The organism is Thermosipho globiformans, from assembly GCF_003990895.1.
GTDB lineage: Bacteria > Thermotogota > Thermotogae > Thermotogales > Fervidobacteriaceae > Thermosipho > Thermosipho japonicus.
The window spans coordinates 102,201-117,610 of the sequence record NZ_BHXD01000003.1 but is presented as its reverse complement, the minus strand read 5'-3'; the positions used below and the strand labels follow the sequence as shown (position 1 = coordinate 117,610).

At 30.1% G+C, this 15,410-nt stretch carries 12 protein-coding genes; 4 read left to right on the top strand and 8 right to left on the bottom strand.

The annotated features are described in order from the left end of the window. Positions 1 to 13: 13 nt before the first annotated feature. Together EO083_RS03685 and EO083_RS03680 are read right to left on the bottom strand one after the other, a co-directional pair. On the bottom strand, positions 14 to 1,135 hold the full coding sequence (locus EO083_RS03685) for an ROK family transcriptional regulator (RefSeq protein ID WP_126992843.1): 1,122 nt from the start codon (positions 1,133 to 1,135) through the stop codon (positions 14 to 16). Continuing rightward, the gene (locus EO083_RS03680; RefSeq protein WP_126992842.1) at positions 1,132 to 2,346 is read right to left on the bottom strand and encodes a glycosyltransferase; all 1,215 of its coding nucleotides are present in this window, start codon (positions 2,344 to 2,346) and stop codon (positions 1,132 to 1,134) included. The genes EO083_RS03685 and EO083_RS03680 overlap by 4 nt, the downstream gene beginning before the upstream one ends. Positions 2,347 to 2,685: 339 nt before the next feature. Between EO083_RS03680 and EO083_RS03675 the strand changes: the two genes are divergently transcribed. The 4 genes from EO083_RS03675 to EO083_RS03660 are packed head-to-tail and all read left to right on the top strand — an operon-like array spanning position 2,686 to position 7,098. Further along, the gene (locus tag EO083_RS03675; RefSeq protein WP_126992841.1) at positions 2,686 to 3,930 is read left to right on the top strand and encodes an ABC transporter substrate-binding protein; all 1,245 of its coding nucleotides are present in this window, start codon (positions 2,686 to 2,688) and stop codon (positions 3,928 to 3,930) included. A 45-nt stretch (positions 3,931 to 3,975) separates the two neighbouring features. After that, on the top strand, positions 3,976 to 4,857 hold the full coding sequence (locus tag EO083_RS03670) for a carbohydrate ABC transporter permease (RefSeq protein WP_126992840.1): 882 nt from the start codon (positions 3,976 to 3,978) through the stop codon (positions 4,855 to 4,857). 14 nt (positions 4,858 to 4,871) lie between these two features. Next, positions 4,872 to 5,711, top strand: coding sequence for a carbohydrate ABC transporter permease (locus EO083_RS03665; RefSeq protein ID WP_126992839.1), 840 nt, complete (start codon positions 4,872 to 4,874; stop codon positions 5,709 to 5,711). Between the two features lie 4 nt (positions 5,712 to 5,715). Next, positions 5,716 to 7,098, top strand: a complete 1,383-nt coding sequence (locus EO083_RS03660; RefSeq protein WP_126992838.1) for an amidase family protein — start codon at positions 5,716 to 5,718, stop codon at positions 7,096 to 7,098. A gap of 82 nt (positions 7,099 to 7,180) precedes the next feature. On the opposite strand, the gene EO083_RS03655 is transcribed toward EO083_RS03660, so the two are convergent. The 6 genes from EO083_RS03655 to EO083_RS03630 form a co-directional block, all read right to left on the bottom strand. Next, positions 7,181 to 8,239, bottom strand: coding sequence for a VWA domain-containing protein (locus tag EO083_RS03655; protein WP_126992837.1), 1,059 nt, complete (start codon positions 8,237 to 8,239; stop codon positions 7,181 to 7,183). Between the two features lie 23 nt (positions 8,240 to 8,262). Then, on the bottom strand, positions 8,263 to 8,751 hold the full coding sequence (locus tag EO083_RS03650; RefSeq protein WP_126992836.1) for a hypothetical protein: 489 nt from the start codon (positions 8,749 to 8,751) through the stop codon (positions 8,263 to 8,265). Positions 8,752 to 8,931: 180 nt separating this feature from the next. Further along, positions 8,932 to 10,980, bottom strand: coding sequence for an LPP20 family lipoprotein (locus EO083_RS03645; protein ID WP_126992835.1), 2,049 nt, complete (start codon positions 10,978 to 10,980; stop codon positions 8,932 to 8,934). Positions 10,981 to 10,994: 14 nt separating this feature from the next. Then, positions 10,995 to 12,185 carry a CsgG/HfaB family protein gene (locus EO083_RS03640; protein WP_126992834.1) on the bottom strand — a complete coding sequence of 397 codons (1,191 nt, stop codon included), beginning with the start codon at positions 12,183 to 12,185 and terminating at the stop codon, positions 10,995 to 10,997. Between the two features lie 117 nt (positions 12,186 to 12,302). Continuing rightward, on the bottom strand, positions 12,303 to 14,102 hold the full coding sequence (locus tag EO083_RS03635; protein ID WP_126992833.1) for a hypothetical protein: 1,800 nt from the start codon (positions 14,100 to 14,102) through the stop codon (positions 12,303 to 12,305). Then, positions 14,096 to 15,346, bottom strand: coding sequence for a hypothetical protein (locus EO083_RS03630; RefSeq protein WP_126992832.1), 1,251 nt, complete (start codon positions 15,344 to 15,346; stop codon positions 14,096 to 14,098). Before EO083_RS03630 ends, EO083_RS03635 begins: the two co-directional genes overlap by 7 nt. Positions 15,347 to 15,410 lie beyond the last annotated feature (64 nt).

Here is a 15,410-nt window from a genome sequence, read left to right as displayed (position 1 = left end):
TCCCCCTATTTTTTTAAAGATTAGATTTTAAGATATATTCTCTTAAAGCATCTACCGCTGCACCAAATTCTATATTGTTTTTAAGCCCTCTGTACGTTAAAGATACTGGAAAAGTAGAAATGGAATTAATTTTTCTTTCAAGCTCATTTGAAAACCATTTTGTTACACCTTCACCAGAAAGAATTATTTTTTCAGGGTTGAAAAGCTTAAAAATATTGGTAAGAAAAATAGCAAGGTATTTGAAGGATTCATTGTAAATTTCTTTGGCCTTTTTTTCATATATCTTGTGCAAATTTCTAAGTTCGTCTAAGTCATTGTTGTATAACTCCTCATTTAGTATGAAATCTTCAATTTTTAAGTTTGAAAATTTATATCTTTTAAGATTTGCATAATCAGAAGCAATGGTTTCAAGGCAGCCAGTTGCTCCACAATAACACTTTTCATTTGTTCCTGCATAGAAATGCCCAAGTTCGATTATTTTTCTTTCACTTTTTTCGTATATTCCATGTGATTCATAAAAGCATGCACCAATTCCTGTTCCATAATTTACTACCAGTATCTTTTTTCCGCCGTGCTTTACAAATTCTTCAGTTGCGATTGCTTCAACATCGTTAAGTAGACTTACAGCTGTATTAGGAAGTAATTTTTTAATTATATAGAGTGGATTAAAGTTTTCGAGTTTTAAGATCTTAGAGTTTGCTTTGTCTTTATCTATATTTCCTGAAAGAGCAATTCCGATAGCCTTTATTTTATCTAAAAATGATACTTTTTTGATAATTTTCTCTATAATTTTTGATATATTTTCATTTCCAATATCATTTTTAGTTAACTTTATTGATATTTTCTCTTCTTCCTCAAAGTATCCATTAAAAACAGTCAAATTTACACTTTCTCTACCGATTCTAATTCCAATACTTTTCCAAAAATCCTTATCCATCTTGATTATATGTTTAGGTCTTCCTACAGTTTCACTTTCGCTTTTTAATACAGTAATATACCCTTTCTTTTTTAGATTATCTAATATATACGAAAGGGTAGAAGGAGTAACTTTTAAAGATTTTTGCAGTTGATTTCTGTAGGCTTCGTTTTTAAAGAGTAGGTTTAAAAGTATTTTTTTTGAATTATTTAATTTCAACTGATGACCTCCTTTATAACTTTTAAATACCTTTTTAGATGTGAAGTAGTTAAAAATTTCTCTTTAACTACTTTTCTAGCGTTTTTGCCTAATTGTCTCCTTAGACTTTCATTTGTTATTATTTCATATATTGCATCGGCAAGTTCTTTTATATCATTTCTTAAAAAACCGTTAAATCCATCTATTACTTGTACTTTTACGCCGCCTACTGGTCTTGCTACCACAGGATTTTGTTTCCAGAGCATTTCAGATATTACAAGCCCAAACCCTTCTTTTGTTGCAGTGTGCAATCCAACTGTTGATATAGTCTGGAAAGCATTAACTTCTATATGTCCAACGCCCTTTAGATCAGTTAAAAAGTGAATATCAGGATCAGTGCCAGCATATCTTAATATATCTTCGAATAATATCCATCCTTCGGGATCGTCTTTAGCCATGGCTGAAACAATAAGTAATTGTATGTCAACTTTTTCTTTTAAAATTCTATATACATCAATAGCGCTTTTTAAATCTTTCCATGGATCAAACCTTGCAACCACTGTAATAATAGGTCTATTTAGGTCAATATTATACTTTAAAGCAATTTCTTCAATTACTTTTTTTGAAAGTTGCTTGTTTTTATCACTTAACGGATCTATACTTGGTGGAAATTCAACAGCTATTTGTTTAAACGGTTCTTGAACATATTCATTTAAGTGAAATAAAGCTTTTGAGTATTTATCTGCTGCTTTGAAACTAATTTTATTCCAAACATTAAAATTTGGATTTGAAGTATCAATATGACATCTCCATATGTACTTTCCATCTTTAAATAAAGGTATAAAGAACGGTTGAGGATCATGAATTATAACAATGTCGGCATCCAAATTTAACTTTTCTGCATTATCTTTATTAACCTTTTCAAAGAGTTCAAATTCATTATCTGAAATATCAATATCGGCTCCTTGAAAAGCATTATGAAATTTTTTTGTAACATTAAAAAATTCATTTGGTGCTTCTAAAACTTCCCAAGATGCATTTAAACCTAGATCATTCATTAATGGAACTAAAGTATAGAGTAATTCTGCAACTCCGCCTCCATATGAAGTGGCATTTACGTGGACAACTTTAAGACCTTTTAATTCTTTTGAAAGTTCTATCAACTCTTCAACCTCTTCTTTTGCCACTGTATTGTAATCACTGATTTTCCTTACGGGAAGTTTTACTCTCATACTTTCTCCTCCTTTAATTCGAATTTCGAAAAAATTATATCACATTACAAAAGAAAACAAAAGTGATTAATCAAAGAAAATAATTAGAAAATTTCAGTTAGTTAAGTTATACCTGTAATAAAAAGATATTTTGCTTGCTTTTGAAAAAATATGTGTGTTGAAATGTAAACTTTTTCATTTTTCGTTTTGGTAAAATAATTTAAATTAGAGGCTATTATTTGATGTTATTTGCAAATATTTTGTTTTATTAATGGTTTAGAAAGATGTATGCAATATGATATTATAAGTTCGAAAATCGAAAAAATATTTATGATTTATTTCTAATAAGGAGGTGTAAGTATGAAGAGGTTATTTGTTTTATTTTCTTTACTTTTAGTTTTTGCTTTATCATTTTCAATTACCACTATTACTATGACTTCTGGAGGTGTAGGAAAGGAACTAGAAGTTTTGTATGCACAATTAAAAGAGTTTATGAAGCAAAATCCTGACATTGTTGTTACGGTAATTCCAATGCCTGATTCTTCTACAGAAAGGCATGATTTGTACGTTACTTATTTGGCTGCTGGTGAAAGCGATCCAGATGTTTTAATGTTAGATGTAATTTGGCCACCAGAATTTGCTCCATTTTTAGAAGACCTAACAGATGACTATAATTATTTTGAACTTGATAAATTTTTACCAGGAACTGTAAAATCTGTTACCGTTGATGGAAAAATTGTTGCGGTGCCTTGGTTTACTGATGCAGGACTATTGTATTACAGAAAGGATTTATTAGAAAAGTATGGATATGATCATCCACCTCAAACATGGGATGAACTTGTAGAAATGGCGCAAAAGATTTCCAAGGCAGAAGGTATTGAAGGATTTGTCTGGCAAGGTGCAAGATATGAGGGACTTGTTTGTGATTTTATGGAATATGTCTGGTCATTTGGAACAGATGTTTTAGATGAAAATGGTAATGTAATTATTAATAACCCAAAAGCTGTTGACGCATTAAAATTCATGGTTGATTTAATTTACAAGTATAAAATTTCGCCTGAAGGTGTTACAACGTATATGGAAGAAGATGCAAGAAGAATATTCCAGACAGGAAATGCAGTATTTATGAGAAATTGGCCATATGCATGGTCACTTGCTAATAGTGATGATTCACCAATTAAAGGTAAGGTTGGAATTGCTCCACTTCCAAAGGGACCTGGTCCAGATGGAAAACATGCAGCAACATTGGGTGGATGGAATCTTGGAATAAATGTATATTCTTCTCCAAAAGAAAAGGAAGCAGCTAAAAAACTTATAAAGTTCTTAACAAGCTCAGAGCAACAACTTTATAAGGCAGTAAATGCAGGCCAAAATCCAACAAGAAAAGAAGTTTATGACAAACCAGAATTAAAAGAAGCTAATCCATTTATGGTTGAATTGTTTGATGTATTTATTAATGCACTTCCAAGACCAAGAACAGCAAGTTATGCAGAAGTTTCCGATGCTATCCAAAGATATGTACATGCTGCATTAACCAGGGAATTAACACCTGAACAAGCAATTTCAAGATTGGAAAAAGAGCTAAAAATGTTGCTTGGAAAATAAATTTGTGGGGGGCTTTCCCCCCACAATTTATAAAGAGGTGAGATTATGCAGAAGAAGGAGCCTTTAATTGCTTTTTGGATGATTTTGCCAGCTATATTAGTTATCTCAGTAATTGCATTTTTTCCACTTTTTAAAACATTCTATGATAGTTTTTATTCATTTAGTCTAAATCCAAGATTTCCTAGGCAATTTGTTGGATTTGGTAATTATATAAGGCTTTTCAATGATTATAGATTTTGGGATGCACTAAAAACTACAATAATTTTTACTCTCGTTTCAGTTGCACTAGAAACAATTTTGGGTTTAATGATTGCCTTGATAGTTAATCAGGATTTTAAATTTCGTGGGGCTGTAAGGGCTGCTATGCTTATTCCGTGGGCAATTCCTACAGCAATATCTTCTCAGATGTGGAGATGGATGTTTAATGATCAATTTGGGATTATGTCCAGATTTTATGAAGCACTTCATATAATAGAACCTGGAACTCCAATTCTTGGAAGGCCTAATTTAGCACTTTGGGCTATTATACAAGTAGATGTTTGGAAAACAACTCCATTTATGGCTCTTTTAATATTGGCTGGTTTGCAATTGATTCCAGAGCAGTTGTATGAAGCAGCAAAAATTGATGGGGCCAATATGATTCAAAGATTTTTTAAAATTACATTGCCACAGCTAGCTCCTACCATAGCTGTTGCTTTAATTTTTAGAACATTGGATGCGTTAAGAGTGTTTGATGTTGTTTATGTTATGACTCGTGGAAGTGTAGGTACAGAAACTTTGTCAGTTTACAATAGAGTATTGTTGATGGATAGAGCATTTACAAGTGCTTCATTTGGGTATGGTTCTTCATTGTCAGTTATAATTTTTCTATTAATCTCAATTTTTGCAATTATTTATATTAAATCTTTAAAGCTCCAGTTTGATTAAGGAGTGTGAAAAAAATGCAGGCAAAAAAGATAATTTATAGATTTATATTGTATTTCTTGGTTGCTATCATTTTGATATGGTGTATTTTTCCTTTTTATTGGGCAATAATATCATCTTTAAAACCTGATAAGGATTTGTTTGAAGTTTATCCTTCTTTGTTTCCTAAAAGAATAACCTTTGAAAATTATATTAAAGTATTTACTGAAAGACCTTTTCATATTAATATTTTAAACAGTGTAATTGTTGCTGGTGTTACAACACTTGCCTCGCTTTTGATAGGTTCTCTTGCAGCGTACGCTATTGCAAGGTTAAGATTTAAAGGTAAAGTAATAGTAATGTCTTTGATATTGGCTGTTAGCATGTTTCCTCAGGTTTCCATATTGGGTTCCCTATTTGTCCTTTTGAGAAAAATGCATTTAATAAATACATATCCTGGTTTGATATTACCGTATATAGCTATTACTTTGCCATTAACAACATGGATTTTGCAAAATTTCTTTAGGGAGTTACCAAAAGAAGTTGAAGAATCAGCAGCTATTGATGGATGTTCAAGATTAAGAACACTATGGTCAATAGTTCTTCCTATGGCGGCTCCTGGACTTGTTGCAACTGGATTGTTGACCTTTATTTCAGCATGGAATGAGTTTTTATTTGCTTTAACGTTTATGCAACGTCCTGAAAAGTACACTGTTCCTGTAGCGATTGCCCTTTTTAAGGGAGCCTCACAATATGAAATTCCTTGGGGGCAAATAATGGCTGCTGCTGTAATTGTAACTACTCCGCTGGTTATTCTAGTTTTGATTTTCCAAAAAAAGATTATTGCCGGTCTTTCTGCAGGTTCTGTGAAAGGATGATATTTTGAAAAATTTAACTGTTAAGAAATTTAATGATTTGTACGATGAGGGTAAGATAACTTCTGAAAGATTGGTGGAGTTTTATCTTGAACGTATTTCAAAAATTCATTTAAACGCAATTCTTGAAATTAATCCTGATGCCCTTTTTATTGCAAGAGCTTTAGATAGAGAGCGAAGAAACGGTATAAAAAGAAGCAATTTGCATGGAATTCCTATTGTCATCAAAGGAAATATTGATACTAATGATAAAATGCAAACTACAGCTGGTGCTAAAGCTTTGGAAGGAAATTTTGCAAATTCCGATGCTTTTATAGTTAAAAAGCTAAGAGAGGCAGGATGTGTAATTATAGGCAAGGCAAATTTAACCGAATTTGCAAATTTTGTATCTTTTAAAATGCCAAATGGGTATAGTAGATTGGGAGGGCAGACTAGAAATCCGTATGGAGATTTTGACACAGGTGGTTCAAGTTCTGGCTCAGCAGTTGCGATAGCTGCAGATTTAGCGCTCCTTTCGATAGGAACTGAAACTTCGGGCTCTATTCTTTCGCCTTCTAGCATGAATTCTTGTGTTGGTTTAAAGCCAACTGTAGGTGCAGTAAGTAGGACAGGTATTATACCAATTTCATTCACACAGGATACTGCAGGACCAATAACGAGAACGGTAGAAGATGCTTTTGAATTATTTAAAGTGATCTTTGGATATGACCATCAAGATCCTGCAACATACTCAATTGAAAATTCTTCTTTTGATAGTAAAATAGAAATCATTCACGATTTACATGGTATGAAATTTGGCTATACAGATCAAATATTTGGATGGCTCGATAAAGAGATGGTAGATATATTTTTAGAAAATTTAAAAAGAATTGAAAAATTGGGTGGAAAGGTTAAAAAAGTAGAATTTAAAAATCTTGACAAAATAAATAACATAGAAGTTTTATATTATGAGTTTAAATTGGGGATTAACAATTATCTAAAAGATAAAAATTTAAAGGTTAAAACGTTGAGTGATATTATAAAGTATAATTTTGAAAATAGAGATGCTATACCCTATGGGCAGAATATCTTGCTTCATTCAGATGCAACTAATATTAAAGATGGTAAGTACATAGAATATCTTTTAAATGATAGAAAGTATGCAAAAGGTGAGATAGATAGAATATTTGATGAAACTGATCTTGATGCATTGTTATTTCCAGCAAATTATGGAGCACACCTTACAGCAAAAGCGCAGTATCCGTCAATTGTTGTTCCGGCAGGTTATACTGAAAAAGGCCCATTTGGCCTTACTTTTTCGGCGCGTGAATTTGAGGAAAGTAAATTATTTTCCATTGCTTTATTATTTGAAAAAAGTTTCCCAGAAAGAAAACTTCCAGATATAGATTAGATTTTAAAAATAAAACTTTTCAATATATTAGTAAAAAAAGGAATGGCAAAAGCCATTCCTTTTTATTTTATATTTACTTAATTTAATAAGAAATATCTTCTAATTTACTGTAGCCCTTTCTTCCGTCCTTTTCAATGAAAACTTCAATTGTGTGGGTTGCACTTGGTGAGTCACTTTCAAATGCAATTATCCAACTCGATTGAACATATTCTAATATTCCAAGACTTGTTAAATCAACATTTCCAGAAGAATCAGTATATTTTATTATACCACCTGTTTTTTGAACTATTTCTCTAGGATCATCTGGGGATGTATAGTCTGTCGTTGATTCGCTATACCAAACAGGTACAAATGCACCATGAACGGTAACATATCCTTGAATTGCTGAGATTACTTCATTTTTATCATATAATGTCTCACCTGCGGCATTACCTGGATTTATTTCTGATTTATAGTGTGCAGATGCATCAGTAATTAATATTATAATTTTCTGAGAAGAAGATCTCCAGGAAGCATTATTCCATGCATACATTATTCCAGCATATGGATTTTCAGGAAGATCATCTCCACCCGCACCATCATTAGGTATTTCATCTACAAAATTTCTTGCAGTGTTTAGATCAGTTAAATCTTGCCATGGTTTTGTGAGAGTTATATCTTTTGCAGGCGCTGCATCATCGTATGGTACTATTCCAACTTTAACATTAAGACCGCTAGCTTCCAATGTATCAATAAAGTTTTTTATACTACTTTTCACTCCTTCAATAGCAGGCCCCATACTACCTGTTGTATCAAGTACAATCATTATATCTACATTACTTCGTGTTTCTGACTCTTTGAAAACTAAAAATCCTTGTGCTTTGCCATCTTCAAAAACTTTTAAATTTTCTTCGGTTAAATTCGACAGCTCAGGAACACTGATCTTAACTCTTACATAGTCAGGTATTGATAATGGAACTAAAAATGGGTTTTTATCGCTTGAAATATAGACTTGTAAATCATTATACAAAGCTGGATCAGGCTTGGTTACACCCTCTGGATCAGCAGGTATGATTTGTGGAAGTGTTGGAATATTTGTACAACTAAATAATATTATTAAAAGTGATACAGAAATGGATATTATTAATAAAGTTTTTTTCATTATACTCACCTCCTTTTAAATTTTTAAAATGCAAGTCCTATTCCAAAGTTTACCGTGTATATCCCCGTGCTTAAAAATTGTGTGTTAAAAGTAGTTATTGCCTCTAAAGAAAATGCAATGCCTGTTCCAGATTTTATTCCTACTTTTGCATGGAATACTTCTTGAGAATAAAGTCCGACTTCACCACTTCCAACATTGGCAATTAATATGGGAGCTGCACCAACGTAAAGCTTTGTGGTAAGTATATTTAGAACAAGCAACAGATATGGATCAATTTCGACTAGTTGAATTTCTGAAAGATTAACATTTTTAAATGTGTCAATTTCTGAACCTGGAAGAGGGTAAAATACGTTTACTGAAAGTCCTAGTAAATTTTGATAAAATCCTAATTCAGCACCTAAAATGTATCTATTTTTACCACCTAGTTCTTTTCCACCAGTTACTCCTAGAAAGAATGGAAAAACTGATACTGTTAAACTTATGACTAAGACAATAAACAAAAGCTTTTTCATACTACTCACCTCCTTTAAATTGATAAATAAAATTAATTGTACAATGGTAAAAAATAGATAAAAAATTAAGAAACAATTTTTTCAAGTTCTGGGAAAACATTTGAGTAGAAGGATTAATGTGGGAGCCATTTGGAGGAAACCCCACCTTACCTTACTTTGTTGGTAAGGTGGGAATAATTTTTAATTAATTTTGAATTCTATTTGGTTGGAGGATACTTTTAGTACTTTTATGTTTAAATTTCTAAATGAGGTTACTATACTTATAATTTCTTCATTTTTTAAATTTGTATTTAGTGATAATATTCCATAATTTTCCTCTTTTTCGATTAATTCTACTTTTCCAAACTTTTCTGACAAATAATCTTTCATAATTAATAGGTATGTTGATCTTTCAAAATAAAATTTTAGATTTATTTTTCTTACTACATTAGATTTTTCTGTCGATGAGTAAGGCCTTTTAAGCTCCTCAACTAACTTGTCTATAAAATCAGAAAATTTTTCAGAATTTAGGATTTTTGATAAAGCGGCTTCTTTTGTAGCACCTGCTGCAACATCTTCAAAGTTTTCGCTTTTTACTATTTGTCCTGTCAATGTATTTATTATTTGAACGTTTAAGAATAATCTCATTGACCATATTTTATATTCACTGGAGTAAGCTTCACCATAATTTACTTTAATATTTATTACATATTTTGCAGCACTAAGGATTGCAAGTTTTGAGAGAATATTTGGATCTGAGTATTGTGCAAGTTTTCTTGAATATTCTTTTGATACTAAGTTTATGCCAGATTCTAAGAGTTTATTTTCGAGAATTGGTTCGATATATCCATATTGATCATTATTTACAACTATTACTGCATATCCAACTGGTTTTTGACTTATAATCTTGGTAACTAAATCCTTAAATTCATCTCTGTTGAAACTTACATTGATAACAATATTATATGTTTCATTTTCATACTTTTCATTTACAATTTCATATTTTAAGACCCCAAAAAGTGCATTAACTAAATCTTTATCGACTGGAATGGATAGTAATAAGTTAACATCTTGAGAAAATACAATTCCTATTGCTTTTTTTACAGCTAGTGTTAATGCTTCTTCAATTGCTTCGTTTCTTTGGGCTGCTACACCTTGTGATGAGATTCTAATTATCTCTCCTACTTCTTGAGAAGAAACGCCAGCACCTTCGCTGGTTCCTGGAGAGTATCTTTCAAAAATGAGATTTCCAAGTGCTACCTCAACTAAAATATCTTTATCTTTTACTATACCACTTAAAGTACCTTTTCCATCTTTTATGGTTACAAATTCAGGAAATTCTGCGTTTTTAGCTTTTACGTTAAATGTATAATTTCCTTTTATTTTTGGAGAAAGCTCCACAAAGATATCTATTCTTTGACCAACTGAGACTGATTTTGGGCCATTTAAAGTAATTTTTATATTTTTGACAAATGTTTTAGCCTTTTCTTTTAGATTTTCAATTTTATCTTTTGGGAAATCGATACATTGAGAACTTATTTTGTCAATTGATTCTAATAACTTTAAAGCATCTTCTACGGTTTTAATATCTTTATTTTCTAAATCATTGTAAAGTGAAAGTATATCATTCCAGCTTTTTTTGATTTTGGAAACAGTTGAAATAAGCTCTGAAACCTTGTTAGCTGGAAGTTTATCTTTATTTTCTGAAATAAGTTTCTCATATTCTAAAGCAACTTTTTGAGCTGAATATATCATCTTGCTTTCGAGCAACGATTGCCCTATCTTGACGGCAAAGTATGTTCTATATGCAAATAACGCAGTTTCTTTGTCAAGAAGACCTAACACTTTTGTATAGTATTGACCATTGATTAATCTTTTATCGATTAAAGTAAAATCAACACCAACTATTTCTATATTAGTTGTTGTGTTAACTATATTTTCAAGCTTTGTTTCAGCTTTTTCTTTTACTTGTTTATTTTCAATAATTTGTGTTAGGTTTTCTCTTAAGGTAGAATCGCTTTTTATTTCCACATAAATCTGTTCTGCAATTTTTCTTAAAGCATTTTTTTTAGCAATTTCTTCTGATTCAACATCTGTTTTTCCATATCCTTCTCCTACTGCTCCAATGAATCCGTATGGAATAACTACATTGTTTGTTGATGTTTTAGATTCACTAGTTGTAGAGTTATTATCACAAGAAAATAAAAAGAAGAGTAGAAGAAAGAGAAATACAATAAGTATTTTTTTCATTTGTTCACCCCTAATCAGAATGACATAAAGTATCCTACACCAATTTGTAAGAATGAAGTTGTATTTATCTCAAATAGAACATCATAAATGCTTCGACTTATATCGTCTGGAAAGAGCATAGAGTACCCAGCAATTGCAATAATCCCAGATTTAGGTTCAAATTCGTATTTAATTTGTATACCTGCATTTAAACCAAATATTGGTAAAAATGAATCATTACTATCATTATTTGTGTTGTAAATAGCTAAAATTTGCAAGCCACCATGAACTCCTGCAGAAATTTGTCCTGCTTCAATAAGATCAAATTTCCCTCCCGTTGTTACATAACCTGGTATATACCCTACAAATGATGAAAGAACTATCCCACTTTCAACGTATAAATTATTTTGCCATCCCACAATTCCAAGTGCAATTTTGCCAGAGTATAATCCAGCACTTATTCCACCAAACATTGAAGATACAGGATATTCTATTGCAGGATCGTAGACTGAAGGCATAACTCCATACTTAAATTTTGCAATTACAAGATTATTATTTCTGTCAATTCCTATTACCTCAGCGTACCCAACTTCTCCAGTAGAAGTTTCTAATTTGAATATAAAACCTTTTTTTGCAATTTTTGGATCGAGTCCTGCAAGGTAAATTTTGTTTCCCTCAATTTTTGAAACATATGCTTCTAATTTGAAATATTCTCTTAGTGATAACCAGATATCGTCGGCAGCAGACATAAGTACAGAATTAATAGCTTTCTGGGGAGTTTCTTCTTCAACGTAAGTTTCTTTTGCAAATGGTGTTGAAGCAAGAAGCTCTCCGTTTTTAAGATCGTATAATTTTAAAGAAAGTCTTAAACTTGCTGTATAGCCATTTTTTTCATAATTTGATGTAAGTTCTGTGAGTGTTAGTAAAATTGCATATCTTGCCCCCAAAATTTTTCCAGCTTCAAATGTTTGCTCAACAAGTCCTAGATCTCCAAGGTTTCTTTCTTTAACTATCATGTCTAAATCATTACGGGAGAATACTCTAAATCTTCCAAGTTCTAAAGCTTTTTGTTCTAGAATTGATATGAGAAAGTCTGCTTCATCCATATTCCAACCATTTCCAACTTTTGCAGGAAGTATTACTATTCCAGTTTTTTCTGAAACTGTGACAGCAAAAAACAAGGAAACTAGACTAAAGATCATTAAAAGTATACCCAATTTTTTCATTTTTCCGCCCCCTTAGATTTAATTTAAGAATAATATTATAGGATATAACGTTGATTATAGATTTTTCACCTCCTTTTTAACTGATATTATATCATAAATTAATTCTTAAAAAAAATATTAAAATCCAAATACAATACCTGATGAAAATCCTTTTTGAGAAATATCTAGGAAAAATCCAAAAATTTCATTTGAAAACAAAGAATATTTTTTTGCGGTATTTATTCTTAAAGCTGGCAAAAATTCAAATAATTCTTCTTTAGAATATAAACGTAAAATGGTATCGAAAATCCAAAACTTCTTTGAAATTTCAAATGTGTAATAATCACTGAAAATTCCAAATCCAACTGAAAAATTGTCGTTTCCTTTAATATTAAGGTTTCTAATATTAAAAAGAAGATAATAATCTTCAAAGTTTGATAAACCTATCATTGTGCTGATTCCAACTCTTAAGGGATATTTAAATGCTTCAGAAGCAAGAGAAAATTTTTCAATCTTTTCATCAAGAAGATAGAAAATATCTCCACTTGAGTTTGTGCCAAAAACATTAGTAATTTTTAAATAACCTTCAGTCCAGTGGTCATCTGAAATCCTAAATACTTGTCCGCATTTTATTCCAATGTTTTCTCCATCGTAGAGTTCAACTTTTAATTTTTCTACTTTTTTTACCATTGAAGAAAGCGGAAAAGCTTTTTTTAGAAGATTTTTAATGTCAGAAGAGAAGCTTTTGTATAAATTAAGTAAGTTGTCTATTTTACTTTCTGTTTTATAACTTTTAAATCTATCAAGTATTCTTATTTCTGGAAAGTGCAAACTTTTTTCTAGATATTTAGAATAAATTACTCTTGCTGTTTTTGTTTCTATAACGTTAAAGAGTATTGAGAAATATATATTCGTATATTTTAATTTATCGATAGATACAACGTCGTAAAAATTGGAAAATGTAGTGTATCTGTCCTTTTTCCATATAAAGTTTAAGATCTTTACATAATTTCCATTTTCTCTGTCCGGTATGTAATTTTTACCGTCAAAAGAATAATATTTACCAACTTCAACCTTGTATCCATTTGACAAGTATTGTCCATTCATATCGTTCCTAAAAAATAATATTTCATCTTGAGTTATATTATCCTGGTAGTTGCTAATATTTTTAACGGATATTATGTATTCAGGAACTCTAAATTTTAGCTCTATTTTTTTACCTATAAGATCTCTCAGTCTTAGTTCGTCAAATATGTAATATAGATATTTTCTATCATATATATTGTATCTATTATCTTCTTGAAGTTTTCCTAAAACAAACGCTTTTAGTTTATCAGGAATTTTTTCGTCAAAATCTACGACAATATCTATTTTATCTGGGTAGAATTTGTTTAGTTTTTTGTTTAAATTCATTAGTTGTTGATTTATATCACTTAATGATTTTACTTTGAAAACAAAAGGAGTAAATGATTCTAAAAATAAATTTTGGTAACTTATTTCTAGTATATAACCTGAAATATAGTAATATTCTTCTTTTATTGTTTTTTCTATTTTTTTATAAAAACTACTTTTTATATATTTTTGCTTTTCGTTCCTGGCCCAGTAGAAATGGCTTGCATATACGTATTGTCCATATTTATTATCTACTATGAATCTATCGTATTTAGGGTTATATGTATATCTTTGATGGTTGCTGGTGTAATAATAGTCTCCATTGTAATAAATGTAATTTCCGTATCTATCAGAATAAAATTCTACTTTTTTGCTTTGCACCAATTCTTTTTCAACTGAAAAAACATTTATTACTACAAAATCATTACTTTTGTCGAATAAATCACTATTTATGTCTAGCTTAAATCCACTTTTGTTAATAATTATGACTTTTGAAAATAGTGATAGTGACAGTATTAAAATTAAGATTACTACTTTTTTTACCATGAAAAACCACCACCAAAATTAAATGCCCTGTTTTGTAATGAATAATTAAACATCAGATCAAATAAATCGTACTTTATCATACCTCCTATTGAAAAATCATTTGATAGTAGAAGGTAAGTTTTTAGTTCATAAAAATCGAATATGTTATATCCAAGTGTAATTATGTAATTTTGAGTATTTGGCAAGTAATCTACAACTAAAAATGCCTTTTTATCATTGTAAACATCTCTTTGTCTTAGACCTAAAGAAAATTTCAAACCATTACTTGTGTAGTATATGCCCAGTGATATAGGAATGAATATATTTTTACTATCTTCAACTACTTGATCTCCAATTTCTATTTTTGAATGTTTTTTTAGGTAATAAAATTCTGCTTCTGAATAATTGTTTTCAACATTTCTTATAACTATTTGGCCTTTATTTTCTGCTATTGTAAATACTGTTCCAGGTAATACCCCATCATTTTTTCCTATGTTCAATATTACTCTGCCCTTTTTTAAATCATAGATTATTCCTTCTACTCTGTATGAATTTTTGATATTTTCAAGTAGCTTTGATTTTATTACTGATGCAATATACTTCAAAATTTCTATTTGACTATTTTCTTTTTTTAAAGGCTTTAAAAGCGTTTCATTCCATTCATACCATCTTTTTTTAATTTCTTTTGAAAAACTAAAAGAACCGTTTGCATATCCAAAAAGATTGTAAGATACTTTTCCACTAACTTTATATACTATCTCTTCATGAGAAAATTTTGTGTAAAAATTATTGAAGGTATAGAATTTTCCATCGTATCCTTTTATGTAATACCCCTCTTTTGAAGGAATATATCTTGAGGTATTTACATCATATGAGTAGTAGATTCCCTTTTGAACTTTAATGTATTTTTCACCTACTCGTATATAGTCTCCAGATTCATTGTTTACAATATAGTCTTTTTTTGTTTTTTCTTCTTTTATTTGCAAATTTTTTATTACAACATCAAAGTTTATAATTGGTTGTTTGCTTTCTTTTAATATAAAATTTTTGTTTGATAGTAAATCTTGAAGTCTGAGCTCTTGATACAATTTTTTAAGTTCTTCTTGCAAATAAAGTTTGAATTTCCCACTTTCTATAATGGAATCATAAATAGTTGCATTAATAATTTCTATATAACTTGGAGCAGTAATATTTATTTTAACGATTGGAACATTAGAAAATAATGTAAGACCAACTCCAAGAAATAATAAAATTAACTTTTTCATTGATCCACCTCCTTGTATTAATGAAATTATATCAAATTAGTGATATAATTTGATATGAAAAATA

What these genes read in the sequence shown, in the direction of transcription:
- EO083_RS03635 (WP_126992833.1), bottom strand. Translation starts at nt 14,102, where the DNA reads ATGGTAAAAAAAGTAGTAATCTTAATTTTAATACTGTCACTATCACTA.
- EO083_RS03655 (WP_126992837.1), bottom strand. Translation starts at nt 8,239, where the DNA reads ATGAAAAAAACTTTATTAATAATATCCATTTCTGTATCACTTTTAATA.
- EO083_RS03675 (WP_126992841.1), top strand. Translation starts at nt 2,686, where the DNA reads ATGAAGAGGTTATTTGTTTTATTTTCTTTACTTTTAGTTTTTGCTTTA.
- EO083_RS03640 (WP_126992834.1), bottom strand. Translation starts at nt 12,185, where the DNA reads ATGAAAAAATTGGGTATACTTTTAATGATCTTTAGTCTAGTTTCCTTG.
- EO083_RS03665 (WP_126992839.1), top strand. Translation starts at nt 4,872, where the DNA reads ATGCAGGCAAAAAAGATAATTTATAGATTTATATTGTATTTCTTGGTT.
- EO083_RS03670 (WP_126992840.1), top strand. Translation starts at nt 3,976, where the DNA reads ATGCAGAAGAAGGAGCCTTTAATTGCTTTTTGGATGATTTTGCCAGCT.
- EO083_RS03645 (WP_126992835.1), bottom strand. Translation starts at nt 10,980, where the DNA reads ATGAAAAAAATACTTATTGTATTTCTCTTTCTTCTACTCTTCTTTTTA.
- EO083_RS03680 (WP_126992842.1), bottom strand. Translation starts at nt 2,346, where the DNA reads ATGAGAGTAAAACTTCCCGTAAGGAAAATCAGTGATTACAATACAGTG.
- EO083_RS03630 (WP_126992832.1), bottom strand. Translation starts at nt 15,346, where the DNA reads ATGAAAAAGTTAATTTTATTATTTCTTGGAGTTGGTCTTACATTATTT.
- EO083_RS03650 (WP_126992836.1), bottom strand. Translation starts at nt 8,751, where the DNA reads ATGAAAAAGCTTTTGTTTATTGTCTTAGTCATAAGTTTAACAGTATCA.